This is a genomic window from Streptomyces violens (assembly GCF_000717745.1).
Taxonomy (GTDB): Bacteria; Actinomycetota; Actinomycetes; order Streptomycetales; family Streptomycetaceae; genus Streptomyces; species Streptomyces violens.
The window spans coordinates 563,279-588,219 of the sequence record NZ_JOBH01000001.1 but is presented as its reverse complement, the minus strand read 5'-3'; the positions used below and the strand labels follow the sequence as shown (position 1 = coordinate 588,219).

At 72.7% G+C, this 24,941-nt stretch carries 22 protein-coding genes, 2 tRNA genes and 1 pseudogene; 9 read left to right on the top strand and 16 right to left on the bottom strand.

Features of this window, described 5'->3' with window-relative positions:
* Window positions 1–259 precede the first annotated feature (259 nt).
* The 3 genes and pseudogenes from IF04_RS39460 to IF04_RS0102545 all read left to right on the top strand — a co-directional run.
* Window positions 260–961 (top strand): annotated as a pseudogene (locus IF04_RS39460) (SPFH domain-containing protein); the annotation flags it as partial.
* Between the two features lie 9 nt (window positions 962–970).
* The gene (locus tag IF04_RS0102550; RefSeq protein ID WP_245654246.1) at window positions 971–1,387 is read left to right on the top strand and encodes an SsgA family sporulation/cell division regulator; all 417 of its coding nucleotides are present in this window, start codon (window positions 971–973) and stop codon (window positions 1,385–1,387) included.
* 163 nt (window positions 1,388–1,550) lie between these two features.
* A complete protein-coding gene (locus IF04_RS0102545; protein ID WP_030250118.1) occupies window positions 1,551–2,144 on the top strand; it encodes a lytic polysaccharide monooxygenase auxiliary activity family 9 protein in 594 nt (197 codons plus the stop codon).
* Window positions 2,145–2,204: 60 nt separating this feature from the next.
* Here IF04_RS0102545 and IF04_RS0102540 read toward each other — a convergent pair.
* The 6 genes from IF04_RS0102540 to ehuB form a co-directional block, all read right to left on the bottom strand.
* Window positions 2,205–2,278: transfer RNA gene (locus IF04_RS0102540), tRNA-Lys, on the bottom strand.
* A gap of 83 nt (window positions 2,279–2,361) precedes the next feature.
* On the bottom strand, window positions 2,362–3,120 hold the full coding sequence (locus tag IF04_RS0102535; RefSeq protein ID WP_030250116.1) for an IclR family transcriptional regulator: 759 nt from the start codon (window positions 3,118–3,120) through the stop codon (window positions 2,362–2,364).
* A gap of 270 nt (window positions 3,121–3,390) precedes the next feature.
* A complete protein-coding gene (gene ehuA / locus IF04_RS0102530) occupies window positions 3,391–4,161 on the bottom strand; it encodes an ectoine/hydroxyectoine ABC transporter ATP-binding protein EhuA (RefSeq protein ID WP_078599729.1) in 771 nt (256 codons plus the stop codon).
* 34 nt (window positions 4,162–4,195) lie between these two features.
* On the bottom strand, window positions 4,196–4,846 hold the full coding sequence (gene ehuD, locus IF04_RS0102525) for an ectoine/hydroxyectoine ABC transporter permease subunit EhuD (protein ID WP_030250114.1): 651 nt from the start codon (window positions 4,844–4,846) through the stop codon (window positions 4,196–4,198).
* Complete coding sequence (gene ehuC, locus IF04_RS0102520; RefSeq protein WP_037957969.1) at window positions 4,843–5,598, bottom strand: ectoine/hydroxyectoine ABC transporter permease subunit EhuC; 756 nt, start codon at window positions 5,596–5,598, stop codon at window positions 4,843–4,845. The genes ehuD and ehuC overlap by 4 nt, the downstream gene beginning before the upstream one ends.
* Window positions 5,595–6,515: an ectoine/hydroxyectoine ABC transporter substrate-binding protein EhuB gene (gene ehuB, locus IF04_RS0102515; protein WP_245654245.1), complete on the bottom strand. Its 921-nt coding sequence runs from the start codon at window positions 6,513–6,515 to the stop codon at window positions 5,595–5,597. The genes ehuC and ehuB overlap by 4 nt, the downstream gene beginning before the upstream one ends.
* A gap of 301 nt (window positions 6,516–6,816) precedes the next feature.
* Between ehuB and IF04_RS0102510 the strand changes: the two genes are divergently transcribed.
* Window positions 6,817–7,338, top strand: a complete 522-nt coding sequence (locus IF04_RS0102510) for a DUF3830 family protein (RefSeq protein ID WP_030250111.1) — start codon at window positions 6,817–6,819, stop codon at window positions 7,336–7,338.
* On the opposite strand, the gene IF04_RS0102505 is transcribed toward IF04_RS0102510, so the two are convergent.
* Together IF04_RS0102505 and IF04_RS0102500 are read right to left on the bottom strand one after the other, a co-directional pair.
* Window positions 7,319–8,740 (bottom strand): amidase, encoded by a 1,422-nt coding sequence (locus IF04_RS0102505; protein WP_037957966.1) that lies wholly within the window; start codon window positions 8,738–8,740, stop codon window positions 7,319–7,321. The two genes, IF04_RS0102510 and IF04_RS0102505, sit on opposite strands and share 20 nt — an antisense overlap.
* 89 nt (window positions 8,741–8,829) lie before the next feature.
* Window positions 8,830–9,795, bottom strand: coding sequence for a D-2-hydroxyacid dehydrogenase (locus IF04_RS0102500; protein ID WP_030250106.1), 966 nt, complete (start codon window positions 9,793–9,795; stop codon window positions 8,830–8,832).
* A gap of 198 nt (window positions 9,796–9,993) precedes the next feature.
* Between IF04_RS0102500 and IF04_RS0102495 the strand changes: the two genes are divergently transcribed.
* From IF04_RS0102495 to IF04_RS0102485, 3 genes are all read left to right on the top strand, one after another.
* Window positions 9,994–10,887 carry a maleate cis-trans isomerase family protein gene (locus tag IF04_RS0102495; protein ID WP_030250104.1) on the top strand — a complete coding sequence of 298 codons (894 nt, stop codon included), beginning with the start codon at window positions 9,994–9,996 and terminating at the stop codon, window positions 10,885–10,887.
* An 85-nt stretch (window positions 10,888–10,972) separates the two neighbouring features.
* Window positions 10,973–11,701 (top strand): maleate cis-trans isomerase family protein, encoded by a 729-nt coding sequence (locus IF04_RS0102490; protein ID WP_030250101.1) that lies wholly within the window; start codon window positions 10,973–10,975, stop codon window positions 11,699–11,701.
* 171 nt (window positions 11,702–11,872) lie between these two features.
* Window positions 11,873–12,952: an LLM class flavin-dependent oxidoreductase gene (locus tag IF04_RS0102485; protein ID WP_030250099.1), complete on the top strand. Its 1,080-nt coding sequence runs from the start codon at window positions 11,873–11,875 to the stop codon at window positions 12,950–12,952.
* 203 nt (window positions 12,953–13,155) lie between these two features.
* Here IF04_RS0102485 and IF04_RS0102480 read toward each other — a convergent pair whose 3' ends face one another.
* Window positions 13,156–15,078: a putative bifunctional diguanylate cyclase/phosphodiesterase gene (locus tag IF04_RS0102480; RefSeq protein ID WP_051830588.1), complete on the bottom strand. Its 1,923-nt coding sequence runs from the start codon at window positions 15,076–15,078 to the stop codon at window positions 13,156–13,158.
* Window positions 15,079–15,430: 352 nt separating this feature from the next.
* Here IF04_RS0102480 and IF04_RS0102475 point away from each other — a divergent pair, with 352 nt between their 5' ends.
* The gene (locus IF04_RS0102475; protein WP_342668105.1) at window positions 15,431–16,642 is read left to right on the top strand and encodes a M6 family metalloprotease domain-containing protein; all 1,212 of its coding nucleotides are present in this window, start codon (window positions 15,431–15,433) and stop codon (window positions 16,640–16,642) included.
* Between the two features lie 67 nt (window positions 16,643–16,709).
* On the opposite strand, the gene IF04_RS0102470 is transcribed toward IF04_RS0102475, so the two are convergent.
* From IF04_RS0102470 to IF04_RS0102445, 6 genes are all read right to left on the bottom strand, one after another.
* Window positions 16,710–16,783: transfer RNA gene (locus IF04_RS0102470), tRNA-Lys, on the bottom strand.
* 78 nt (window positions 16,784–16,861) lie between these two features.
* A complete protein-coding gene (locus IF04_RS0102465; protein ID WP_245654244.1) occupies window positions 16,862–17,458 on the bottom strand; it encodes a bifunctional DNA primase/polymerase in 597 nt (198 codons plus the stop codon).
* A gap of 163 nt (window positions 17,459–17,621) precedes the next feature.
* On the bottom strand, window positions 17,622–18,005 hold the full coding sequence (locus IF04_RS0102460; RefSeq protein ID WP_030250093.1) for a hypothetical protein: 384 nt from the start codon (window positions 18,003–18,005) through the stop codon (window positions 17,622–17,624).
* An 81-nt stretch (window positions 18,006–18,086) separates the two neighbouring features.
* Window positions 18,087–19,445, bottom strand: coding sequence for an AAA domain-containing protein (locus IF04_RS0102455; protein WP_211259758.1), 1,359 nt, complete (start codon window positions 19,443–19,445; stop codon window positions 18,087–18,089).
* A complete protein-coding gene (locus tag IF04_RS0102450; RefSeq protein WP_078599725.1) occupies window positions 19,442–21,070 on the bottom strand; it encodes a hypothetical protein in 1,629 nt (542 codons plus the stop codon). Before IF04_RS0102450 ends, IF04_RS0102455 begins: the two co-directional genes overlap by 4 nt.
* Window positions 21,061–22,389: a hypothetical protein gene (locus tag IF04_RS0102445; RefSeq protein ID WP_425428357.1), complete on the bottom strand. Its 1,329-nt coding sequence runs from the start codon at window positions 22,387–22,389 to the stop codon at window positions 21,061–21,063. Before IF04_RS0102445 ends, IF04_RS0102450 begins: the two co-directional genes overlap by 10 nt.
* A gap of 237 nt (window positions 22,390–22,626) precedes the next feature.
* Between IF04_RS0102445 and IF04_RS0102440 the strand changes: the two genes are divergently transcribed.
* Entirely contained in the window at window positions 22,627–23,220 is a 594-nt protein-coding gene (locus IF04_RS0102440; RefSeq protein ID WP_030250086.1) for a histidine phosphatase family protein, read from the top strand.
* A 36-nt stretch (window positions 23,221–23,256) separates the two neighbouring features.
* Here IF04_RS0102440 and IF04_RS0102435 read toward each other — a convergent pair whose 3' ends face one another.
* Window positions 23,257–24,675: an NsdA family TPR-like regulatory protein gene (locus IF04_RS0102435; RefSeq protein WP_030250085.1), complete on the bottom strand. Its 1,419-nt coding sequence runs from the start codon at window positions 24,673–24,675 to the stop codon at window positions 23,257–23,259.
* Window positions 24,676–24,941 lie beyond the last annotated feature (266 nt).

The following is a 24,941-nucleotide window of genomic DNA, read 5'->3' as shown; positions in this document are numbered from 1 at the left end:
CGGCGCGGGCCGCCCCGCCTCCGTGCGGCCCGGCAGCCGGCGCGTCCCCGACGAGGACCCGGACCTCACCGAGCGGCGCGGCCCCTCGCTCCCCGGCGGGTACGCGCTGTGCGCCGGGCTGCTCGCCGCCGCGTGCTGCGGGGCGCTGCTGTGGTGGCACGGGATGCTGCCCGACCAGGCCGTACGCCTGCTGCGACTGCCCGGCCGGACCCCGACACCGCTGTCGCCCCGCGACCTCGCGCTGCTCGTACTGGGCTGCGCGGCCACCCTCTTCGCGCTCGGCGGGCTGGCCCGCGGCCGGGTCGGCGGCGCCTGGGTGCTCAGCCTCTTCGGGCGCTACCGCGGCACCGTCCGGCGCACCGGTCTCGTGTGGATCAGCCCGGTGCTGCGCCGCCGCCGGGTGGACGTGCGGCTGCGGCACTGGCGCAGCGAGCCGATGCCGGCGGTGGACGCGGCCGGGGTGCAGCTGCGGACCGTGGTGCTGGTGGTCTGGCGCGTCGTGGATGCCGCGCGGGCCCGGTACGCGGTCGACGATCACGTCACCTACCTGCGCGAACAGGTGGAGGCGGGGACCGCGCGGGTGCTCGGCCGGCTGCCCGCCGACGCCTTCCACGAGGAGTCCCCGAGCCTGCGGGACGCCGACGCGGTGGGCGACGCGCTGACCGCGCAGCTCGCCGCCGACTGCCGCCCGGTGGGCATCGAGGTCTTCTCCGCGCAGCCCACGCGCATCGAGTACGCGCCGGAGGTGGCGGCCGCCATGCACCGCCGGCAGATCGCCGCGATCGATGCCCGGCACCGCGACACCGTGCTGACCTCGGTGGTGGACGCGGTGGACGACACGGTACGGCGGCTCACCACCAGGGGGCTGGTGGAGCTGGACGACTACGAACGCAAGGCGCTGGTCAAGGACCTGACCGTGGCGTTCTACACCGCCCGCGGCAGCGCGGCGGCGCAGGAGTGAGGCGCCGTGGTGGCCGCCACGACGCGCACCCTTGAACTCCAGCTGCTGCTCGGCCCGGACACCGTCGTCCCGGTGGCGGGCCGGTTCGGCTACCGCAGCGACCGCCCGTACGAGGTGCGGGTCGCCTTCGTCAGCCAGGGCCGTACGGTCACGACCTGGGTGTTCTCGCGGGAGCTGCTGCTCGCCGGGCTGCGCGGCCCGGCGGGCGAGGGGGACGTACGGATGCGGCCGTTCCGGGACGCGGTCGGGGTCCGCCGGGTCCACATCGAGCTGCGGACCACCGGGAGCGCGTGCGCGCTGACGGCCGAGGCGACGGACCTGGCGGCCTGGGTACGGGCGACGGCCGAGGTGGTGCCGCCGGGGGAGGAGGGCCGCTTCCTCGACCTGGACGCACACCTCGCCCGGCTCTTCGCGGAGCGGAACTGAGGCTGAACCGAGCTGAACCGAGGCTGAACCGAGCGGGACGGAAGTGAACTGAGAGCGTCGGCAATTGGTCTGGACAAGTGCAACAGCCGTCATTACGCTGCGACTTGGTCTAGACCGCACTGCACGGCTCTCACGGAACCTCCCCCACGTTCAGGAGCGAAGCATGCGCAAGAAGATCAGCGTCGCCATGATCACCCTCGGAATGGCCGGCGCCTCCCTGCTCGCCACCGGCAGTGCCTCCAGCCACGGATACGGCACCCAGCCCCCGAGCCGGCAGTCGCTGTGCGCCGCCGGCACCGTCAAGAACTGCGGCGCCATCCAATGGGAGCCGCAGAGCGTCGAGGGCCCCAAGGGCTTCCCGGCCGCGGGCCCCGCCGACGGCAAGATCTGTGCCGGCGGCAACTCCTCGTTCGCCGAGCTGGACGACCCGCGCGGCGGTCAGTGGCCCGCGACCGCCCTCAAGGCGGGCCAGGGCTTCACCTTCAGCTGGAAGATGACCGCGCGGCACGCCACGACGGACTTCCGGTACTACATCACCAAGCAGGGCTGGGACCCGAGCAAGCCGCTCACCCGCGCGGCACTCGAATCGCAGCCCTTCATGACCGTGCCGCTGGGCGGTAAGCAGCCGCCGGAGGTCTGGTCCCAGCAGGGCACCGTCCCGACCGGCCACACCGGCCGGCACATGATCCTCGGCGTCTGGAACATCGCCGACACCGGCAATGCCTTCTACTCCTGCGCCGACGTGAACCTGTCGTAACCGCGGAGCGGTGCCGCACACGACGAAGGCCCTCACCGGAGTGAGGGCCTTCGCTGTCTGTGCGCCGCCAGGGACTCGAACCCCGGACCCGCTGATTAAGAGTCAGCTGCTCTAACCAACTGAGCTAGCGGCGCCTGCTGACGACGTAAATACTACCTGGTCCCGAGGGGTGCTCCGAACCATGTGGCCCCGGCCACACCGTCGGGGCCTTCGCCGGTCAGAGCGCCAGCGACAGCAGGACCGGAGCCGCCCTGCGGTTCAGCGTGTCGGCGGCCTTGCGCAGCCGGTGGGCGTGCTCCAGCGGCATCGACAGCGCGAGGCAGCCCACCGTCGCGCCGGCCGTGATCGGGACGGCCGCGCAGACCGTGCCGACGGCGTACTCCTGGAGGTCCAGGACGGGGACGGAGGCCGGCTGGCTGTCGAGCTTGTGGAAGAGCACCTTCTCGTTGGTGATCGTCCGGGAGGTGAGCCGGGCGGTCTTGTGCCGCGAGAGGTGGTCCCGCCGGCCGTCGTGGTCGAGCTGGGCGAGCAGGCACTTGCCCATCGCGCTCGCGTGCGCCGTGCGGTGGAACTCCGCCCATTCGTTGACCTTGGGGGTCTGCGGGCCGTCGGCGTAGTGCAGGATGCGCACCTCGCCGTCGATGTAGCGGCTGATGTAGACCGCGGCGCCGACGGAGTCGCGCAGCTCGTCGAGCGAGGTCTGCAGCTTGTCGTTGAGCGCCTGGGCGCGGTCGACGCCGCCGCCGAGCAGCGACAGGGAGTCCCCGACCACGTATGCGCCGTCGGAGAGCTGGTCGAGGTAGCCCTCGCGGCGCAGCATCGCCAGCATGTGCGTGAGATGGGCGGCGGGCAGGCCGGTCTCGCGCGCTATCTGCGCATCGGTCGTGCCGGTGGGGTGCCGGGAAACCGTTTCGAGCACACGGAGTGCGTAGCGCACCGAGTGGTAAGGCGCGGTGGGCTCGTACGTCGGCGCCACGGTGTCCCCCTAGCAGGTTGTGACCGTTTGCATCGTCACCGTCGCCGCCCGTCACGGACGCCATGCGTCGCGCGGCCTTACCGGGTGGCGGGGCTCGTACCACGATAGCGGCCAACCGGGCTTACAGGAGGGGGGCTTGAGTGAAAATCGTCGTCCAGCGCGCTTCTGTTCAGCGATTCACCACCACGGCATATGCCATAGGCAGGATTCCGGAGGGAAAAACGGCCCGCCGCCCCTGGTGGGGCGGCGGGCCGCTGACGCGCCGGGGGATCAGAGCACCGCGCTCAGGAATTCCCGCGTCCGCTCGTGCTCCGGCTCCGTGAAGATTTTCTCCGGCGGCCCGGACTCGATGACCCGGCCCGAGTCGAACATCAGGACGTCATCGGAGATGTCGCGTGCGAAGTTCATCTCGTGCGTCACGCACAGCATCGTGATGTCGGTCGTGTGCGCGATGTCCCGCAGCACGTCCAGCACGCCGGCCACCAGCTCCGGGTCGAGCGCCGAGGTGACCTCGTCCAGGAGCAGTACCTGCGGCCGCATGGCCAGGGCGCGCGCGATGGCGACCCGCTGCTGCTGGCCGCCGGAGAGCTGGGTCGGGTACTTGTCCACGTGCTCGGTGAGGCCGACCAGGTCCAGCAGCTCGTGGGCGCGCTCCTCGGCCGCCTCCTTGGGCATCCCCAGCACGTGTACCGGCGCCTCGGTGACGTTGCGCAGCACCTTCATGTTGGGGAAGAGGTTGAACTGCTGGAAGACCATGCCGATGTTCTTGCGCACCTCGCGGGTGTGCTTCTCGCCGGCCGGTACGAGCTTGCCGCCCTTGCTCTCGTGGGTGAGGTACTCCCCACCGACCTTGATCGTGCCCTCGTCCGGCTTCAGCAGCGTCATCAGCAGCCGCAGGATCGTGGTCTTGCCGGACCCGGACGGGCCGATCAGCGTGACGTGCTTGCCGGACTTGACCGAGAAGTCCAGCGAGTCCAGGACCGTGTTGGTACCGAAGCGCTTGGTGACGTGGTCGAAGCGGATCAGCTCGCTGCCGTCCACCGCGGGGTTGGTCGTTTCATTCGTGGTGCTGCTGTCAGCGGACAAGGCGACGCTCCAGGACTCGCAGGAGAAGGGAAGCCGGGTAGGCGATGACGATGAAGGCGAGGCCGACGACCGTGTAGGGCTCGATGGTCTGGAAGGTCTGCGAGGAGAACTGGCGGGCCTCGCCCAGCATCTCCAGCACGCCGATCACGAAGATCATCGGCGTATCCTTCAGCATCGCGACGACGTAGTTGCCCAGCGCCGGGACGACCCGGCGGATCGCCTGCGGCAGGATCACCGCGCCCCAGGTCCGCATGCGCGGCAGGCTGAGCGCGGTCGCCGCCTCCCACTGGCCCACCGGGACGCCGTCGATGCCGGCGCGGTAGACCTCGGCGGTGTACGTCGAGTAGTGCAGGCCGAGGCCGATCACGCCGGTGGTCAGCGCCGAGAGCGTGATCCCCCACTCGGGCAGCACGTAGTAGAGGAAGAAGAGCTGGACGAGGAGGGGGGTGTTACGGATGAACTCGGTGACCCCCACCACCGGCCAGCGCACCACGGCGTGCTCGGAGCGCTGCGCCATGGCCCAGACCAGCCCGAGGACGAAGGCGATCAGCGAGCCGAGCGCCAGGGCCTCCAGGGTGACCAGGAGGCCGTGCAAGAACATCGGCATGAAGTCGCCGACCGCGTTCCAGTTCCAGTTCACTGGCCGGCACCTCCCGCCGGGGCCGCGCCGGAGCGCGTGATGTCGCCGACCTGGCCGGCGCTCAGCTTGCTGCGCAGGCCCTCACGCTTCGTGGGGGCCTGGCCGATCCCGGCCTTGGCCTGCCGCTCCACGACCCGCATCCCGCGCGTCAGCAGGAAGGCGAGGAGGAAGTACATCACCAGGATGATCGTGTAGACGGGGGCACTCTGGCCGGTGGCGTTGCGCACCAGCGAGGCACCGAAGGCGATGTCGGCCACGCCCATGATCGAGACCAGGGCCGTGCCCTTGAGCAGCTCGATCAGCAGGTTGTTGAACGGCGGGACCATCTCCGGCCACGCCTGCGGCAGGATGATCTTCCGCAGCTGCTGGGCGGGGCTGAAACTGAGCGCGATGCCCGCCTCGCGCTGGGCGGGGGCGACGGCGTTCACGGCACCGCGTACGACTTCGGACCCGTACGCGCCGTAGCTCAGGCCCAGGGCGAGGGTGGCGGCCCACATGGGGACGAGCTGCCAGCCGAAGCCGATCGGCAGCACGAAGAAGATCCAGAACATCAGGATCAGCGCGGACGTGCCGCGGAAGATCTCGAAGTACGCACCGGAGAGAAAGCGCACGATCCACAGCCGGTGGGCCCGGGCCAGGCCGATGACGAAGGCCACCACGGCGGCGAGTGCGGCGCTGTAGACCGTCAGCTGAACGGTGATCCAGACGCCTTTGAGGAGGAGTTCCCACAAACCCCAGCTGATTTCGCTCATGGCTTGCACTTCTCCTTAGCGGTGATGGTCGTCATCTGGTCCTTCGTGAAGCCGAAAGGCCGCATGACGTCCAGGAGTTCGCCGCTCTTCTTCATCTTGTGCAGCTCGCGGTTGAATGCGTCCCGGAGATGAGTCTCCGGGCTGCGGAAGGCGAAGCCGCCGACGTCGATGACCGGCTTTCCGTCCACGTACGGCGTGACTTCCTCGGTGGCCTCCGCCTTCGTCGTCTCGGTCTCGCGCACGACGTTCCGCACGGTCACCGCGGTGCCGGCGAACACGTCGATGCGGCCCTGCTCGACCGCGAGCAGCCCGGCGAGCGCGTCGGGCAGGGTCGTGATGTGCTCGACCCCGGCCTCCTTGGCGTAGTCGATCTCCGCGAAGCCGACGCCGGTCGCCATATGGGCGCCGGTCCTGGCGATGTCCTTGTAGTTGCGCAGGTTCTTCGGATTCCCCTTCGGCACGATGAAGGCATCGAGCATCTGGTATTCGGGATCGGCGAAAATCACCTGCTCGCAGCGTTCCGGATTGATGTACATCCCGGCGGCCACGACATCGAACTGGAGGGAATTCAGCCCGGTGATCAGCGAGCCGAATTCCGTGGCGAACGGCTGGACGCTCGGCACGCCCAGCCGCTTGAAGATCCGCTCGGCGATGGCCGGCGCCGAGCCGGTCATCTTCCCGTCCTTCCCGATGTAGCTGTACGGCTGCTCGCCGGCCAGGCCCAGCCTTACGGCGCCCTTGGCGCGCAGCTGTTCCAGCAGGTGCCCGCCGTCTCCGGTGTCGGCCGTCGAGACCCGGCTGCAGGCGCTCGTGGCGCCCATCGCGCCCGCCGCGCCGAGCGCCGCCACCCCCGCGAGCAGCGTGCGGCGGCGGAGGCCGCTTCCCGAACTTCGCCCGATTTCTTTGGTGTTCCCCATTGGTGGAGCCATGGGCGCGCGACTACCCGAAGCCGGCGGACCTATGCCGATCGTTTCCGGCCCTTGATGCTTCCGGTACCGAAGGGGTGGTACACGGAGTTGCCGGGAGAAACATGGGAGTAACAGCGGCTATGTATGGGGTCGTTGGGACAGAAGGGAAATGACTTCTCCTGTGCCGCCCGGGGAAGTGTCCGGGGACGCCCTACGCTCGGGGTGCCGGGTGATACGTCGCCAATGACCGGCATTGACTGGTAAGTGCCGTAAGCCCGGCAAGCATGGTAATCAACCAAGAGGGGTCATCATGGCCGACCGCTTCATCGAGGTCTCCCTGGACAAGCGCGGCGTGCGCTGCACGGCCAAGCTGCTCGACGACCGCGCGCCCGTCACCTGTGCCGCCGTCTGGGACGCGCTCCCGCTCGGCGGCGACGTCTACCACGCCAAGTACGCCCGCAACGAGATCTACGCTCTGGTGCCGCCCTTCGCCCCCGAGGAGCCGCCGCTGGAGAACCCCACGATCACCCCGATCCCCGGCGACCTGTGCTACTTCACCTTCACCGACACCCAGCTGGCCACCTCCTCGTACGGATACGAGGCGGCGGCCGAGCGACAGGGCGGGAAGGCCGCGCACGCCGAGCGCGCCACCGTCGTCGACCTCGCGCTCTTCTACGAGCGCAACAACCTGCTGATCAACGGCGACGCGGGCTGGGTCCCGGGCATCGTCTGGGGCTCCGTCGTGGACGGCCTGGACCGGATGGCCGACGCCTGCCAGGACCTCTGGCGGGCCGGCGCGCTCGGCGAGACGCTCAGCTTCCGCCGGGCGTAGCCACGAGCGCCGGGGCCGGGATGTCCGCCACCCCGGTCCCGTACAGGGCGTGCGCGGCGCGCAGTACCAGAGCGTCCGCGTGCCGCGCGCCGACCAGTTGCACCCCGATCGGCAGCCCGTCGCCGTCCACGCCGCACGGCAGCGTCGCGGCGGGCTGCTGCGTCATGTTGAAGGGGTACGTGAACGGCGTCCAGCCGGTCCACCGCTCGTGCCCCGATCCCTTCGGCACCTCCACGCCCGCCTCGAAGGCGGTGATCGGCTCGGTCGGCGTGACGAGCAGGTCGTACGTCTCGTGGAACCGCCCCATCTGCCGGCCGAGCGCCATCCGTACGTCCACCGCCGCCAGGTAGTCCAGCGCGCTGTAGCGCGCGCCCTGCTCGCACACCGTGCGCAGCGCCGGCTCCAGCAGCTCGCGCGCCTCCTCCCCGAGGGGCTGCACGACCCGGGCCACCCCGCTGAACCACAGGGTGTGGAACGCCTCCACCGGGTCCTCGATCTTCGGGTCGACCTCCTCCACGTGCGCGCCCAGCTCCGCCAGCTTCTCCACGGCCCGGCGGACCGCCGCCGCGACCTCGGGCCGTACGGGCACGTCCCAGCCGAGCGCCGGGCTGTACGCCACCCGCAGCCCGGCCACCGGCCCCGAGAGCTGCTCCACGAACGAGCCGGAGACCGGGCCGAGCTGCGACCAGTCCCGCCAGTCCGGGCCGGAGATCGCGTCCATCAGCAGCGCCGCGTCCGCCGCGTCCCGCGTCATCGGCCCTACGTGGGCCAGCGTCCCGAACGGGCTGGACGGATACATCGGCACCCGCCCGTACGTCGGCTTCAGCGCGAAGACGCCGCAGAAGGAGGCGGGGATGCGGACCGAGCCGCCGCCGTCCGTCCCCAGGCTCAGCGGCCCGGCGCCCAGTGCCACCGCCGCCGCGCCGCCCCCGCTGGAGCCGCCCGCGGTGCGCTGCGGGTCGTACGGATTGCCGGTGATCCCGTGGAGCGGGCTGTCGGTGACGCCCTTCCAGGCGAACTCGGGCGTCGTGGTCTTCCCGATGAAGACCGCGCCCTGCTCCCGCAGCCGGGCGACCGAGGGCGCGTCCTCGTCCCACGCCTGGTTCGCGCGCACGGTCCGGGAGCCGCGCAGGGTCGGGCCGCCGCGCATCAGGATGATGTCCTTCACGGTGACCGGTACGCCGTCCAGCGGCCCGGCCGGGGTGCCGGCCCGCCAGCGTTCCGCGGACTCCTTCGCGGCGGACAGCGCTTCGTCGGCCTCCAGCCGGGTGAAGGCGTTGACGTGCGGCTGCACCCGCTCCGCCCGTTCCAGCGTGGCCCGCGCCGCATCGACGGGGGAGAACTCGCCGGCCGCGTAACCGGCCGTGAGCCGCAGTGCTGTGAGATCCGCCAGTTGAGTCATCAAGCCCTCCATCGGGGGAGTGGAGTGTGCGCGGAATGCGCCCCGGCGGGCCGGGGCGCGGGCGGGCGCGGCGGAGGACGTACGCGCGGCTACTGCACCGGCACGTACCCCAGCCGCTTGTCGACGACGTTGAGCAGCGGCTCGCCGGCCATCCAGCGGTCGTAGTTGTCCACGAACTGCTCGGCGAGCGCGTCCCGCCAGCCGAGGGTGTCCCCGCACATGTGCGGCGAGACGATCAGGTGCGGGACGTCCCAGAGGGGGCTGTCGGTGTCCAGCGGCTCCTGCTGGAAGACGTCCAGCGCGGCGGCCGCGATCTGCCGGCCGCGCAGCGCCTCGACGAGATCCTGCTCGATCACCATCGGGCCGCGCCCCACGTTCACGAAACGGGCCGATTCCTTCATCCGGCCGAACGCCCGCCGGTCGAAAAGGCCGCGGGTCTCCTCGGTGAGCGGAGCGGCGCACACCACCCAGTCGGCGGTCGGCAGCAGCCCGTCCAGCGCGTCGCTCGCATGCACCAGTCCGAACTGTGGATCATCCGGCCGCTCCCGGCGTCCGACCAGGTCGACCTTGATGCCCAGTACCTTCAGGGTCTGCCCGATGGCCCGCCCGATCGGCCCGGAACCGACCACGACGGCCCGCGATCCGGCCACCCGCAGCGTTTCCCTGTGCTGCCATCGCCGCTGCCGCTGGAGTTCCCAACTGCCATAAAAATCCTTGGCCATCGCGATCACCAAACCGGCGACGTACTCCGCGATGGGTTGCTCGAAAACGCCCCGCGCATTGGTCACCACGGTCTCGTCCTCGATCAGACCGGGGCACAAAAGCCGGTCCACGCCGGCGCTCGCGGTGTGCACCCAGGCGGGCCGGGGGCCGCCGGCGGCCCACGCGTCGCGGATGGCGTCGGAGGTGAAATCCCAGGCCAAGAGCACATCGGCGGTGGGAAGTTGGCCGGCCAGCGTGGTCTCGTCCGCGAAGATCACTTTCGCGCGTCCGGACAGTCTGTCGAGCTTCGGCGGCGGGTCGGAGCCAAGGACAAGGACGGTGTTTTCGGTCATGGGCCAGAAACCGTTCTGAAACGTGAGCCCCTTTAAATGAAAGAGGCGCCGACAGATGCCTGAGATGCGAGGATTGACCACGCTAAGAAGTCGTATCTACCGTGTCAACAACGGCTCTGTCCCGACGTCCCGGCTTGTGCCGGCAGTTTCAGAATCCCTGGCCAATGGCCTAGCCCTTCGTTCTTCTAGGGGCCATTCATGGACGTCTCTTTTCTCGGGGGCCCACAGCCTCAGTGTGGTGTGGGCGTCGTCGCGCCCTTCGACTTCGCACTCGACCGCGAGCTGTGGCGCTGGGTTCCCGACGACGTGTCCCTCCACCTCACCCGCACCCCTTTCGTGCCCGTCGAGGTCTCGCTCGACCTCGCCCGGCTCGTCAGTGAGCACGAAACGCTCCGGGAGGCAGTGCAGGCGCTGTCCGCGGTATCGCCGCGGGTGGTCTCGTACGCCTGCACCTCGGGCAGTTTCGTCGGCGGCGTGGCGGGCGAGCGCGCCATGTGCGCCGCCATGCAGCAGGCCGGTGAGGTGCCCTCGATGACCACTTCGGGGGCGCTGCTGGACGCGCTGTGCGAGATCGGCGCACGGCGGGTCGCCCTGGTCACGCCGTACACCAAATCCGTCACCGACTCGCTGGAGGACTATCTGGCAGAAGCCGGCATCACGGTCACGGGCCGCGCCTATCTGGGCCTGACCCGGCACATCTGGAAGGTGCCCTACCGCGACGTCGTCGACATGGCGCGGCAGGCGGTGGTGGGCGCGACCGACGCGCTCTTCATCAGCTGCACCAACCTCCCGACGTACGACGTGATCCCGCAGCTGGAGGCCGAGCTGCGGATGCCCGTCCTGTCGGCCAACCAGGTCACCATGTGGGGCGCGCTGCGTGCCATCGGCAGCCACGCGGTAGGCCCGTACCAGGCGCTGCTCGACCCCGTCGCGAGACGCGGCCCCGCGGCGCTGTCCGGATCGCCGGACGCCGTGCCGCGGCACCGGCAGGAGCCCGAGGCGGCCTTCGCCGGGCCGCCCGCGGCACCGGAGGCCGAAGCGGCCGAGGGCCTCGACGTCCCGCCGTTTCCGGACGATACGTACGACGCCTGACGGCCCCTCGGCCGCCGGCGCGTACGCCACCTGAACAGCACGTCGCTCCGTACCCCCGCACCCGCATGACGGATGGGAGAACTGCATGGCCACGGTCGGCTTCCTCTACCCCGGCTACTCCGCCGAGGACGACTATCCCCGTATCGAGTCCCTCCTGGGCGGCGGCGTCCGGCTGCCGCTGGTCCACACCGACATCGGTGAGGACGCGCACCGGGTGGACGCACTGCTCGAAATGGGGTCGGCGGCGCGGCTGGCCGCCGGGGTCGCCGACCTGAAGGACCAGGGCGCGGAGGCCGTCGTCTGGGCCTGCACGAGCGCCAGCTTCGTCTTCGGCTGGGAGGGCGCGCAGGAGCAGGTCCGGGAGCTGTCGGCCACCGCCGGGCTGCCCGCCTCCAGTACCTCCTTCGCCTTCGCGCGGGCGATCCAGGCGCTGGGTGCCGAGCGGGTGGCGATCGCGGCGACCTATCCGGAGGACGTGGCCGAGTACTTCCGTGCCTTCCTGAAGTCCGCCGGTACGGAGGTCGTGTCGACCTGCGGCAGCGGCATCATTACCGCTGCCGAGGTGGGTACGTGGGGTCTGGACGAGGTACTGCATCTCGCCCGTACGGGGGACCATCCGGACGCCGAGGTGGTCCTGCTGCCCGACACCGCGCTGCACACCGCGGCGTACCTCCCCGCCGTGGAGGAGGCGCTGCGCAAGCCGGTACTCACCGCCAACCAGGTCACCGTGTGGGAGGGGCTGCGGCTGCTGGACCGGGAGATCGTCCGGCCGGAGCTGGGCACCCTCTTCGCGGGGCCGCGGCTGGAGGGATGACCGGGGCCTCGCGAACGGGCCGCCGGGAATAAACGGAGTTCTACTCCGGTTGGTCGCGGGGAAGACCCGCTACCTAGGAGGACCCGCACCGTGAGCGGCCACCACGACGACAGCCGGGGCCCGGCCCCTGAACCCGACCGGGCCTCCGGCACGCCCGCCACCGACAACGAGATCCGGGGCACGGCGCACGGCACCGCGCCCGTACCGCTGTCCGTACTGGACCTGCTCACCGTCGGCGCCGGCAACACCGCCACCGATGCGCTGCGCACCGCCGCCGCCATCGCGCAGACGGCCGAGCGCCGCGGCTACCACCGTTACTGGGTCGCCGAGCACCACTCCATGCCCGGCGTCGCCTCCTCCTCGCCGGCCGTCATCCTGGCCCACCTGGCCGCGCAGACCGAGTCCATCCGGCTCGGCTCCGGCGGTGTGATGCTGCCCAACCACGCGCCGCTGGTCATCGCCGAGCAGTTCGGCACCCTCGAAGCGATGGCTCCGGGGCGCGTCGACCTCGGCCTCGGCCGCGCGCCGGGCACCGACGGCGCCACCGCCGCCGCGCTGCGCCGCACCGAACGGCTCAACGAAGGCGCGGACGATTTCCCGCAGCAGCTCGCCGAGCTGATCCGCTTCCTGGACGACGACTTCCCCGACGGGCACCCCTATGCCCGTATTCACGCGGTACCGGGCCCCGTTCAGGCCACCTCGCCCGGCGGCGTCCAGTCCGCGCACCGCCCGCCGGTCTGGCTGCTCGGCTCCTCCGGCTTCAGCGCCCGGCTCGCCGCCCAGCTCGGCCTGCCGTTCGCCTTCGCGCACCACTTCTCCGCGCAGAACACCATCCCCGCGCTGGACCTGTACCGCGAGACCTTCCGCCCGTCGGCCGTCCTGGACGAGCCGTACGCGCTGATCGGCGTCGGCGCGCTGGCGAGCGAGACCGAGGCGGAGGCCCGCCGCCAGGTGCTGGCCGGGGCGCTCTCCATGATCCGGCTGCGCACCGGCCGCCCCGGCCTCGTGCCCACGCCGGAGGAGGCGGAGAACCACCCGTACAGCATGGTCGAGGAGGACTTCGTCGAGAGCTGGCTCGGCAACGTCGTGTACGGCACGCCCGACGCGGTCCGCCAGGGCCTCGACGACCTCGCCAAGCGCACCGGCGCCAACGAGCTGATGATCACCGCCAACGCCCACGGCGGCGCGGCCCGCCTCCGCTCGTACGAGCTGATCGCGGACGCATACGGGCTGCCGGGCGCGTCGGCCTAGGGCGTGTCTTTTGGATCAGCCCGGATCAGGTCGCCGCGTCTGGTGCGGTGCATCGCAAGGCGGAGCGTTGCCCCTCGTACCGGGTTGTACGTGGGAAATGCGACAACGCGGCGAGGTGCCGTGCCAGGCGTGGCGGCCCCGGGATGATCCGAAAGACGCGCCCTGGACGGGGGACGGGGCTGCCGGGGCGGTGACGGGCCCCGTCAACCCCGGTTCCCCTCTTCGGGGTTTTCAGAGTTTTCCGGGGGCCCGGTCAGCAGCGCCGGGACCCGGTCGGCCGGCAGCGGGCGGGAGTACAGCCAGCCCTGGCCGGTGTCGCAGCCGATGCGGCGCAGCCGTGCGGCCTGCTCGGCGTTCTCCACGCACTCCGCCGTGACCGTCAGGCCCAGCCGGTGGGCCAGCGCGACCAGTGCCTCCACGATCGTCTCGTCCGCCGGGTTCGGATGCTCCTCGGAGCGGAAGCCGCGGACGAAGGAGCCGTCCAGCTTCAGTACGGAGACGGGCAGCCGGCTGAGGTACGCCAGGTTGGAGTAGCCCGTGCCGAAGTCGTCGATGGCGATGCGGACCCCCATGTCGCTGAGCGCCTGAAGCGCCTGCAGGGGGCGGCCCGCCGAGCCCATCACGGCCGACTCGGTCAGCTCCAGTTGCAGCAGCTCGGGTGCCAGGCCGGTCTCGGCGAGGATCCCGGCCACGTCCGCGACCAGGTCGGAGTCCCAGACCTGACGGACGGCCACATTCACGCTCACGAAGAGCGGCGGCTCCTCGGGGCGGGCCAGCTGCCAGGCACGCGCCTGGTGGCAGGCGCGCTCCAGGACCCAGCGGCCCAGCTCGACGATCGCGCCGTTCTCCTCCGCCAATCCGATGAACCGATTCGGCGGAAGCATCCCGAATTGCGGGTGCCGCCAGCGCACCAGCGCCTCCACGCCCTGCGCCCGGCCGTCACCCAGTCCGACCAGCGGCTGGTACTCCAGGGTGAACTCGCCGCGGTCCACGGCCGGGCGCAGCGTGCTGGAGAGCGCCTGCCGGGTCATCCGGTGCGCATTGCGCTCCGGATCGAAGAGCGTCCAACGGGCCTTGCCGTCCGCCTTGGCCCAGTACAGCGTCGTATCGGCGGCCTGCATCAGGCCCGTCGCCGTCGTGCCGGCCGCGGCCCGCTCCACGACCCCGATGCTCGCCGACACCGACAGCCGCTGCCCCGCCAGATCGAACGGCCGCTGCAGCGCGTCCAGCACGGACTGCGCCAGGTCGGCCAGCTGCTCGGTACCGGTGGAATCCTCGACCAGCAGCGCGAATTCGTCGCCGCCCAGCCGGGCCACGAGCTGCCCGCCGCGCCCGGCCCGGCCGGAGGGCCGCTCGCCGCAGCCGGTCAGCCGCTGTGCCACGGCGCCCAGCAGTCGGTCGCCGACGCGGTGCCCGAGGGTGTCGTTGACCGCCTTGAAGCCGTCCAGGTCGAGGTAGCAGAGGCCGATCCGGCCCGTGCCGCCCCGGTCGTACGTCGCCGACTCCAGGGCCGCGGCCAGCCGCTCGAAGAAGAGGGCGCGGTTCGGCAGCCGGGTCACCGGGTCGTGCATCTGGAGGTGGCGCAGCCGGGCCTGCAGGTCGTGCCGGTCGCTGACGTCCGTGACCGAGAGCAGGAGGCGGTCCCCGCCGGGCAGCGGCTCGACGCTCACCTCGGCCCAGAGGGAGTGGCCCTCGGGGTGCTTCAGGCGGCGGGTGCAGCGCAGCCGGTCGCTGCGGCCGGCGAGCACGTCGCGGTACGCGCTCCAGATGTGCGGGTCGCCGCCGAGGTCGGTGAGGTCGGCGGCGGAGGCGGTGACCAGCGCGCGCGGGTCCTTGCCCAGCAGCTCGCCGAAGGCGGGGTTGGCGGCGGTCACCAGCCCGTCGCGGCCGAGGACGGCCATCGGCAGCCGGGCGGCCTCGAAGGCGGCGCGGTAGCCGCCGGGGGAGACGCGGAGGGGGGCGGGGGCGGTGCCGGGGGTGGTTTCCGGGGTGTCGTCCGGGGCGGCGGCGTGCTCGGCGCCCGCAGGCGCGTCCCCGTCGCATTCGTTGGCCGATTCGTCACCCTCCGTGACCGAGGGCAGTGTCGCTCCGGGCGCGCGGCTCGTGCCGTCGGAGTGTCCGCTCACTGCTCGCTCCCGCTTGGCGCTGGTCCGGTCGGTCGATCTCGGGAAACTCGGGAAGGGGGGAATCCGCGGTGTAAGTGTGGCGATCATAGAGGTTTCCCGGACGGCCTAGCCAGCAACACCACCGCGATGAACGGCATCGATGACGGATGTTTGATGGTTTCTGTGCGCGTCTGTTCGACGGTCGGCGCTGACCGATCGATTGTGACGTTCCGTGATCACGGAGCGGGGTGCGGCTGTCACTCAACTGGCCCCATGGAACAGGACGAACCCCAACGAACCACCACAGGGTGGATGGGGTGTTCCGAATCCGTTCCGGGAGGTCGATGTGCCGCACTCCCAGACACTCCAGGGGGTGGACCGCGGACGGCTGCGGCGGTTCGCCGCGATCGCCACCTCGCTGGTCGCCCTGGTCGCCACCTCCCTCGTCGCCGCCCCCGCCACCGCCTCCGAGGCCACGCTCTCCTGCGCCCTGCCCCGCGCCGACGTCCACCACTCCGAGGGCCTGGACTCCTGGAACGGCACCTACCCGCGCCCCTTGCGCACCCTCGACGCCGTCATGGTCTTCCTGTCCTTCCCCGACGCCCGGCCGCGCGTCGCCCCCCGCCGCCTCGCCACCGAGTACTTCCCCGCCACCAGCCGCTTCTTCGACACGGCCTCGTACGGCAGGTTCCGGCTGCGCCCGCACGTCCAGCGGCACTGGGTGAAGATGCCGCGCACGTCCACCGCGTACGGGATACAGCGCGACTGGGACGCCGCGGGGCGCAGCGCGTACCTCGACGACGCGGTCGCCGCGGCCGACGCGGAGGTCGACTTCGGCCGGTACGACATGGTCTACCTGGTCGCCGACCCGGACGCGCCCGGCGTCGACTCCGACGCGACCAAGGTCGTCAACCTGGACCAGCCGCTGACCGCGGACGGCGCCCCGCTGCACCGCTTCGTCACGGTCTTCGAGAACAACCCGCCCGACCACAACGTCCTCGCCCACGAGACCGGCCACGTCTTCGACCTGCCGGACCTCTACCACCGGCCGGCCGACGGCATGGGCGACTGGGACACGTACGTGGGGGACTGGGACCTCATGGGCAGCCAGTTCGGAATGGCTCCCGAGCCCTTCGCCTGGCACAAGTGGAAGCTCGGCTGGCTCTCCCACCGCCAGGTCGACTGCATCCCCGCGACCGGGAGCGCGGTGCGCACGCTGCACCCCCTCTCCGCACCCGTGCGCCCCGGCGACCGGCAGCGGTCGCGACTGCTCGTCGCGCGGACGGGGGAGGACGGCGCGATCGCCGTGGAGGCGCGGAACGCGGCCGGCAACGACCGCGGCATCTGCCGCGAGGGCGTCCTCGTCTACCGCATCCGCAGCGCCACGCCCTCCAGCGAGGGTCCGGTACAGGTGGTCGACGGCCACCCGCACTCCTCGGCCTGCTGGGGCGCCTCGGTCCACCCGCCGCTCGCGGACGCACCGCTGGGTGTCGGCGAGAGCCTGGACGCGGGGGACGGCGTACGGGTGGCGGCGACCGGCCGGACGGCGACGGGCGACTGGACGGTCAGGGTCACGCGCAAGTGAGCCCGCGGCCGGCCGGTCCCGGCATACGACGAAGGCCCTCACCGGAGTGAGGGCCTTCGTGTGTCTGTGCGCCGCCAGGGACTCGAACCCCGGACCCGCTGATTAAGAGTCAGCTGCTCTAACCAACTGAGCTAGCGGCGCCTGCTGACGTGGAAAACCTTAGCACCCTGATCGGGGAGGGCAAAAATCGATTCGCCCGGTGCTCAAGGGGGCGGGCGTTCAGGGGCGGGCGCCGGCGCCCGTCGTGGCCGGGCGTACGGCGTCGGGCGTGGCGGGGCTCTCCTCGGGGGCAGTGCGGGCCGCTCGTACGCACGCCCACAGCAGCACGTCCGGGCCGGGCAGCCAGGGGTGCCGCACGTCGGGCGCGACCAGCCAGCGGGAGGACGGCGGCGGGGCGTCCGGCGCGGCCCGGAGTGGATGCAGCGGCGGAATGCTCACCGCGTCCCCCGCGCCATGGCACAGCATCGGCGGCACCGACCGCGCCCACTCCTCCCAGGAGAGCAGCGCCGGCAGCCGCTGGGCGGTGCCGCGCGCGGCGAACAGCAGCAGCCGCCCGCGGTGCATCGCGACGGGCCCGGAGCCGGGGCCCGCGGCCCATAAGCAGTCGGCCATCCGGCGGCCGAAGAGGGCGGGGGCGTTGATCACGTCGAAGACGGTGCCGCAGGGCAGCACGCTCGGTGCCGTGGGATGGGTGGCCCACAGGTGGTGCACCCGGCGGGGGTGCGGACTCGCCGAGGCGAGCCAGTCGGCTCCGGCGAGGGTGACGAAGGACGCGGGGTGGCGGTCGGGGGCCGGGGGCTGGGGCCAGTCGCTCATGCCGACAGGTTTACCGGTAGATGAGGTTCCGTTTCTGCAGTTCGGCGGAAAACGGGACACGGGAGAGTGAGACGGAGTATCTTCCTACCCGCATATGCCAACGGCCCATGATCACCGCAGTACGGATCATGAGCCGCGAGCCGGCCCGGCGCCTCCGGGCGGTCTATCCGACCTCGTCCGGGCGGGTGCCGCCGTCCCGCATCAGGGACCGGCCGAACTCCACCATCTTGCGGGCGTAGTCCTCGGTCCAGTCCGCCCGCTCCGCGAGCACCGCCAGCGGCAGCCGGTCGAACCGCCGCGGATCGGCGAGCTGCGCCGCCGCCATCGCCTGGAACTCCGTAGCCCGGTCGGCCGCCGCACGGAAGGCGAGCGCCAGCTCCGTGGAGCGGGACAGCAGCTCGCGCGGATCCTCGATCGACTCCAGGTCGAAGAAGTGCTCGGGGTCCGCCGTGGCCTCGGGCGGCTCGAACAGCAGCGGCGCCGGTTTCAGACGCCGGGGCGCGGGGGCCGCACCGCGCGGATCAGGAGCCGACTGCGGCTCGGACATGTACCTACCTCCAGAATCGTCTGCCGCGTCCCATTGTCCCGCGCCGCGCAAGTACGCCCCGGGCAGCCGGGACCACCGCCGCTACGGACGCCACGGCACGCGGTGCTCCGCCAGATGCGCCAGCACCGCGTGGTTCGCCTCCCAGCCGTCCGGGAACTTCACCGTGACGCCGAGCTGGACCGGCTCCGTGGACGGATGCTCGTCCAGCAGCTGGGTCACGCCCTCCCGGCACACCACGATGCACGCGTGCCGGTGCCGCGAGGCCAGTACGCACAGGCGGCCCGTCTCCAGGTGGAAGGCCGTCGCGTCCGGGCGGCCGGACAGTGGGTGCAGGACGACCGTGACGTCGAACTCGCGACCCTGGAGGCGGTTCGCCGTGTCCACCGCGACGCCCGTGACGCCCAGCCCGGACAGCGCGGCGCGCACCGCAGCCGCCTGGTCGCGGTGTGCCGTGCCGACCGCGATCCGGTCGGCCGTCAGCGGCGCCGGGTCCGGGCCGCGCTCGCTGACCGTCGCGCCGCCGCGGTCCAGCAGCCGCCGCACCACCTGGGCCACGGCCTGCACGGCCTCGGGGTCCGTGCGCGGCGTGCGGCGCGCGGGCAGTTCGAGCAGGCCCCAGCCGGTCTCCGCCGCCTCGTCCACCACCCGGTCCACCGCCGAGCCGTCCGACGGCACGCCCAGCGTCAGCCGCCGGTCGCCGTAGCCGGTACCGCTGCGGAACGGGGTGTACGGATAGAACGCGTGCGACACCAGGGGCGCGGCCGAGGCGGGCAGCCGCCAGGAGACCGGGAGGCGGTGCTGCGGGAGGTCCGGATTGTGCGCGAGGAGGGTCGAGACCGCGCTCGCCGACGGGTCGTACGACAGGCCCGCCCACTGGTCGGCGCCCACCACGCTGAACGGGTCGAGCTGGCCCGGATCGCCGACGAACAGGGCACGCTCGAACAGCCCCGCAACAGTGAGCAGCGCGTCGGACCGCATTTGGTACGCCTCGTCCACGATCGCGTGCGGCCAGGGCTCGTCCACCTTCGTGTAGGCCCACTTCGCCGCGGTGGCGACGACGATCGGGAGGCCCTTGAGGTCGGCGACCTTCGCGGCCGTACGAACGGAGGGGACGTCCTCCAGCGCCGGGTCGTAGGCGCCGGGCTCGCTGCTGTGCAGCCGGCCGACGGGCAGCTCCGGGTCCTTCTCGGCCAGCCGCAGCACCAGGTCGTCGACCTGCGCGTTCGTCTGCGCGACGATCATCAGCGGGCGGCCGGCGGCGGCCAGCTCGCGCGCGGCGCGCACCACGAGCGTGGACTTGCCCGCGCCCGGCGGCGAGTCCACGACGACGCCGCGCCGGTCGCCGTGCAGCGTGTCGCGCAGGATCGCCTCGGTCGCGGCGGTGGCCGCGGCGCCCGGGTCGAAGTCCGTACGGGCCGGCGCGGGAATTCCGCGGCTCACAGGAAGTCCTCCGCGGTCACGGGGTCGGGGTCGGGGAGCGGGGCGGCGATCTGTGCGGGCGTGGGCGCGGGGTCCTGCGCGGGCGCGGGCGCCGCGGCCTGCGCCGGGACGGTCGTACCGCCGTCACCGCTGCCCGGCGGCGGTCCGCCGTGCGTCCACGGCGTGTCCTCCGGGTCGGGCAGCTCGGGGCCGCCGCGCGGCGCGTGCTCGAAGAGCGTCCAGCACACCCGGTCGCCCTTCTCCGGCACCGAGCCGGGCTCCGGCGTCTTCCCGCGCCCCATGCCGCCGGTCAGCCGCACGACCAGCGTGCCCGGCTGCTCCGGTACGTACGCCACGAACTCCGCGGTCTGCGTCTTCCCGCCGTCCAGCGGGCGGTACAGCTTCGCCCGCTCCTCCAGCTGCGGCCGGTCGCCCGTGCGCAGCGTGACCAGCGGCCGGGGCATCGGCCGCTTGCCCTCGGACATCGCCATCTCCACCTCGGTCACCTCCCCCTCCAGCGCCTCGCCCGTGAGCCGCCGCCCGGCCATCACCAGCGGGTCGTCCAGCGCCTCCTGCGCGTCCAGCTGGGCCTGCGCGGTCTCCCGGGAGGCGAGCTTCTGCGCGGCCGTGACCGCGTCGTCCAGCCGGGGCTGCGGCGGCTCGCCGGACCGCACCCGGTCGCGATGCGCGGTGTACGACCAGCGGTCCCGCCGCCAGCGGTCGGCCACTCGCGCGCCCTCGGGCAGCGCGCGCAGCAGGCCGATGCCGCGCCACACCGCGTCCCATGTCGGCCGCAGCACGCTCGCCACCAGCGCGTCGAACTCCTCGCGCGTGCCCGGCACTCCGGCGTCGTACCGCGCGATGGCCGGCGCGAGCAGGCCGTTGTCGAACGCCGGGTCGGTCGCGGGTCCGGCCGGCGGGCACAGCAGCTGCCCGCGCGCGTCCCTGGCGGTCTCGGCACGCAGCGCGGCGTCCTGGCCCGACTCGCCCTCCGGCGGGTCGATCCAGGCGAGCAGCGCGCCCAGGTGCTGGTCCTCGGCGAGGCTCTGGCCGGTCGCCCAATGGCGGGAGAGCAGACCGGTCATCGGCAGCAGCAGGCTCGACCCGGGCACCCGGGCCCGCTCACCGAAGTGCGTGAGCCAGCGGCCCAGCAGCGGGACGTGCGGCGGCGCGGGATGCGGGGTGTCCGGGTCCTGCTCGGCCGTCCGCCGGAAGCGCATGGACCGGCCCAGCAGCCGTACGAAGTCGACGCCCGCGGCGCTCGCCACGATCATCTGCGGGGCGTCCGCGCACAGTTCGGTCTCGACCGTGACCCGCTTGCCGGTCTGCGGGTCGGTCTCCTTGCGCTCGGCGGGCTCGACGTCGTCGGCGAAGGAGTCCACGTACGGCAGGACGGCGGCGGCCAGCTCGGCGAAGAACGCGAACCGCAGGTCACGGTCGCGCGGCTGAGGCACGGTCAGCAGCAGCGGCGCCTCGGGGTCCGTGCCGACCAGCGCGCCGAGCGGCGCACCGGTCTCGCCGGCGGTCGTCAGCGGGACGAACACCAGGGGGCGCTCGGAGAGATGGCGGTGCCGCACGGTCGCCAGCGGCGTGGCCCGCCCCGCCGCCACGGCCTCCATCCTGGCCAGCACGTCGATCAGCGACATTCCGCCTCCTCTCGGGGCGCCGGGGCCTGTGCCGGTACCGGAGCGGAGGCCGCGGCCAGCGCTTCGGCGCGCAGGGCGGCGGCGCGGCGCAGTGCCTCGGCTGCGGGGTCGGCGTCGGTCGCGTACGTACTGGCCGGGTCCGGGGGAGTCCGTTCGCCGTTCCCCGAGGCGGCCGCCAGTACCTCGCCGACCGTGCGCAGCCCGCCCAGCTCGCCGCGCACGCCGCGGCCCAGCGACTCCACCAGGCCGGCCTCGCGGGCCCGGCCGCGGCAGTGGAAGGCCAGCTCGCACGCGGCCAGGCACTCCGGTGCGTACGCCGCGCCGACCGACTCCACGGCCTCGGCCAGCTCCTCGGCCGGACGTGTCGCGGTCTTGCCGTCGTCCGCGAGGCGCAGGTCGAAAGTCGTGTCCTCGGGGAGCGCGGCGGCCAGCTCGTCGACCCGGGTGAGCCGGGCCAGCTGGCGGCGAGTGGTGGCGAGCTGCTTGCGCAGGTCCACCGGGGCGGCGGCCGGGAGGTTCGAGAAGTCCTTGGGGCAGACCAGCAGGGCGCGGTCGCCGACCCGCGGCGCGTGCTCGGCGCCCTCGGGGGTGTGCCGCGCCACCTGCTCGGCGACCTGCTCCAGCGCCAGGGCGTACACCGCCGACTGGCGCGCCGCCGCGCCCACCTTGGCCGTGTCGGCCGTCCCGTCGATCATCGGGAACGACTTGATCTCGATGACGCTCCACACCCCGTCCGGGCGGACGACCACGGCATCCGGCTCCAAGTACGCGGGCGAACCGGCCACGTCCAGCGCGAGCATCGGGTGGTCCAGAAGCGTCCAGCCGCCGCGCGCGGCGGCCTCCCGGAGAGCCAGCGCCGTCCGCGCGGCCCGTCCCTGGGGCCCGGCCGCCGACAGGTCGGGCGTGGCCGCGGCGCCGGGCTCCGGGGCCTCCGTACCGCCCCCGAGATGCTCGGCGGCCAGCCGGATCAGCTCGGCGCCGCCGTCGGCCTTGACCCGCGCCTCGAAGGAATGGCCGCGCGCGATCGCGAACTGGGACTGTCCGAAGGGCGCCGGCGAGCCCAGCGCCCGGGCGAGCGCGGCCTTGTCCACGCCCGCGCCGTCCAGCAGCGCGCGGCGCCGACAGCCGGGGTTCGCGGCCAGCGCGGCGAGCGCCCTGGCGTCCAGCGGGCGGGGCGGCACACCGGGGCCGCGCAGCTCGGCCAGGCGTGCGCGCAGCCCCGCTGCCGGCCGCGGCCGCGCCTCGCGCGCCGCCGCCGGCTCGGGCCGACTGTCGCGGAAAACGTTCACCTGCGGAAGTCTCGCATCCACCACCGACATTCGCGCGAAGACCAGGCGCACCACCGCACGCACGGACAACGATCACGCCACGCGCTTCGAGGATGTGCGCTGCGGGGTGCTCCGCGGGGGCAGCGCCTGCGGGGGCCCACGTGGCCCGTGGAACGCATGCGCGATGATGGACCGGACGGAACGAGACGTACTGCCGCCGGCCCCGTACGGCGGCACGAACGAGCAAGGCCGGCGGCGAGCGGGTTCGCGCCGGTGAGAGGTAATCCCATGGCACCGCGCATCCTGCTGGCCCGGCACGGGCAGACGGAGTGGTCCCTGTCCGGCAAGCACACCGGGCGTACGGACATCCCGCTCCTCGAAGAGGGCCGGCGCGGCGCCAAGCTGCTCGGCGAGCGGCTGCACCGCGCACCCTGGGACGGGCTCCCGGACGTGGCGGTGCGCACGAGCCCCCTGGTCCGCGCCAAGGAGACCTGCGAGCTGGCCGGCTTCGGGGACCGCGCGGCGGACTGGGACGCGCTCATGGAGATCGACTACGGCGCGTACGAGGGGATGACGCCCGCCGAGATCAAGGCGGACCGGCCCGACTGGCTCATCTGGCGGGACGGCGTCCCCGAGGGCGAGACGCTCGCCCAGGTGACACAGCGCGTGGACGGCGTCATCGAGGAGGTGCGCGCGGGCGGCCAGGACGTGCTCGTCTTCGCGCACGGCCACATCCTGCGCTCGCTGTGCGCCCGCTGGCTCGGCGAGGACATCTCCTTCGGGGCCCGCATCCGCCTCGACCCGACCTCCCTGTCGGTCCTCGGCTGGGCCTACGGGGCACCGGCCATCGAACGCTGGAACGACACGGGCCACCTGGGCTGACGGAGCTGAGTGCCCGTGGTCGGCCCGGGCGAGTGCTCAGGCCGGCCGGGCCGCCAGCGCATGCCGGTCCAGGAAGTCGGCGACGCCCGTGGCGCGCCGCTGCGGGCGCAGTGCCTTGGCCGTGCCGGCCAGCATCGTACGGATGCGGGCCGAGCCGACCTCGTCCAGCAGGGCCAGGGCGCGGAGCCCGGCGGCGGCCGCCTCGTCGGGCGCGCTGCTGCCCGCCAGATCACCCGCCAGCTCCGCCGTGTACAGCGCGATGTTGCGCGTGAAGTGCGGGTTCTGGAGTGCCACGGCGCGGCGCGCGTGCTCCACCGCGCGCCCCCGTTCCCCCAGCGCCGACCAGCACTGCGCCTCAAGGCCCGCGAGTTCGGCGTCCCCGTAGAAGGACATCCACTCCGGGTCGGCGTCGGACGGTCCGTGGGCGAAGAACCGGTGCGCCCGCAGCAGCGCCTCCTCGCAGCCCGCCCGGTCGCCGAGCCCCGCCCAGCCGCCCGCCTCGCGCAGCGCCAGCAGGGACAGCAGGCGGCGCGAGGAGAGGTGCTTCGCGGCGTGCTGGGCGGCCTGCGCAGCACGTACCGCCTCACGCGGCCGGCCCGCGTCCCGGGCGAGGAACGCGGTGTTGCAGAACGCGTGCGCCTCCAGGGCCGGGTCGCCCGCCACCCGCGCGGTGGCCAGCGCCTCCGCGTAGTGCGAGCGGGCGTCCCCGAAGCGGCCCGAGTCGTGGGCCAGCCAGCCCACCGAGATGGCCAGCTCGCCGGCGCCCGCGTGCAGCCGGTCGGCGACCGACTGGCGGTGCGTGCCGGCGTCCAGGAGTTCGTAGGCGGCGCGCAGCGGCTGCGCCGCGCGCTGGTAGATGCCCTCGGCGCCGTGCCGGTCGTCCAGCAGCCGGATGCGGCGCACCGCGTCCTCCACGGCCGCCGCCTCGGCTCCTCCCGCGCGTCTCCCGCCGCCCAGGAGAGGCGGTACGGACTCTGCGGAACCGAAGGGCGCCAGGCCGGCGATCCCCAGCGCGGCGGCCGGGCCGCCGGTCATGAACGCGCGACGCAGCACGTCGCTCTCCTCGTAGCTCTGAGTGGATGTGTCGCGGTGGTGCTGAGTGGATGGGTCGTGGTGGTCGGGCCGGTCCGGGAGCGCGGCGCCCGCGTGCGCCCGCGCGCCCCGTCCGCGTACCGTCTCGCGCGGCGCGAACCCCATGTCGGCCGGTGTGAGGCCGGGGAACATGTGCCGGAACACCCGCTCGTAGGCGTAGTTGGGGCACCGGATCTCCCCGGCCTCGACGCGCCCCACGTAGCGCGCGTCGCACGAGACCTGCTCGCCGATCTCACGGGCGGCCCGGCGTACGGCGGCCGCGAACTCGCCGGGTGACAGCCGGCCGCGCAACTGCCGGAAGGCGGTGTTCGGACGGGCCGGCAGGTCGCGGGCCGGCGCTGCTGGACCTGTGGGTGACGTCATGGCGGACCCTCTCCATGCCATCCGTGCGGCGATGCCGCACGCTGGGCGGCGCGGCGGCACGACGGTACCGTGCGTGACGTACTCGATACGGAGAGTTTGTTTACAAAAGGGATATCTCACCCGGCATCCGCCATGAAGTGCCATCCTTTACAGCGTCCTGACGCCGTTGCTGTTGACGCGCTTCCGCGTTGCATCAGGTGTAGGGAGCGGCGCGTCAGGAGGAGGGGTTTCCGTGCTGAAGACCGGCGGGGGCAAGGGTGTCGTCG

What these genes read in the sequence shown, in the direction of transcription:
- IF04_RS0102545 (WP_030250118.1), top strand. Translation starts at nt 1,551, where the DNA reads ATGCGCAAGAAGATCAGCGTCGCCATGATCACCCTCGGAATGGCCGGC.
- ehuC (WP_037957969.1), bottom strand. Translation starts at nt 5,598, where the DNA reads ATGAGCGAAATCAGCTGGGGTTTGTGGGAACTCCTCCTCAAAGGCGTC.
- ehuB (WP_245654245.1), bottom strand. Translation starts at nt 6,515, where the DNA reads ATGGGGAACACCAAAGAAATCGGGCGAAGTTCGGGAAGCGGCCTCCGC.
- IF04_RS0102510 (WP_030250111.1), top strand. Translation starts at nt 6,817, where the DNA reads ATGGCCGACCGCTTCATCGAGGTCTCCCTGGACAAGCGCGGCGTGCGC.
- IF04_RS0102505 (WP_037957966.1), bottom strand. Translation starts at nt 8,740, where the DNA reads ATGACTCAACTGGCGGATCTCACAGCACTGCGGCTCACGGCCGGTTAC.
- IF04_RS0102500 (WP_030250106.1), bottom strand. Translation starts at nt 9,795, where the DNA reads ATGACCGAAAACACCGTCCTTGTCCTTGGCTCCGACCCGCCGCCGAAG.
- IF04_RS0102495 (WP_030250104.1), top strand. Translation starts at nt 9,994, where the DNA reads ATGGACGTCTCTTTTCTCGGGGGCCCACAGCCTCAGTGTGGTGTGGGC.
- IF04_RS0102490 (WP_030250101.1), top strand. Translation starts at nt 10,973, where the DNA reads ATGGCCACGGTCGGCTTCCTCTACCCCGGCTACTCCGCCGAGGACGAC.
- IF04_RS0102465 (WP_245654244.1), bottom strand. Translation starts at nt 17,458, where the DNA reads ATGAGCGACTGGCCCCAGCCCCCGGCCCCCGACCGCCACCCCGCGTCC.
- IF04_RS0102460 (WP_030250093.1), bottom strand. Translation starts at nt 18,005, where the DNA reads ATGTCCGAGCCGCAGTCGGCTCCTGATCCGCGCGGTGCGGCCCCCGCG.
- IF04_RS0102450 (WP_078599725.1), bottom strand. Translation starts at nt 21,070, where the DNA reads ATGTCGCTGATCGACGTGCTGGCCAGGATGGAGGCCGTGGCGGCGGGG.
- IF04_RS0102445 (WP_425428357.1), bottom strand. Translation starts at nt 22,389, where the DNA reads ATGTCGGTGGTGGATGCGAGACTTCCGCAGGTGAACGTTTTCCGCGAC.
- IF04_RS0102440 (WP_030250086.1), top strand. Translation starts at nt 22,627, where the DNA reads ATGGCACCGCGCATCCTGCTGGCCCGGCACGGGCAGACGGAGTGGTCC.
- IF04_RS0102435 (WP_030250085.1), bottom strand. Translation starts at nt 24,675, where the DNA reads ATGACGTCACCCACAGGTCCAGCAGCGCCGGCCCGCGACCTGCCGGCC.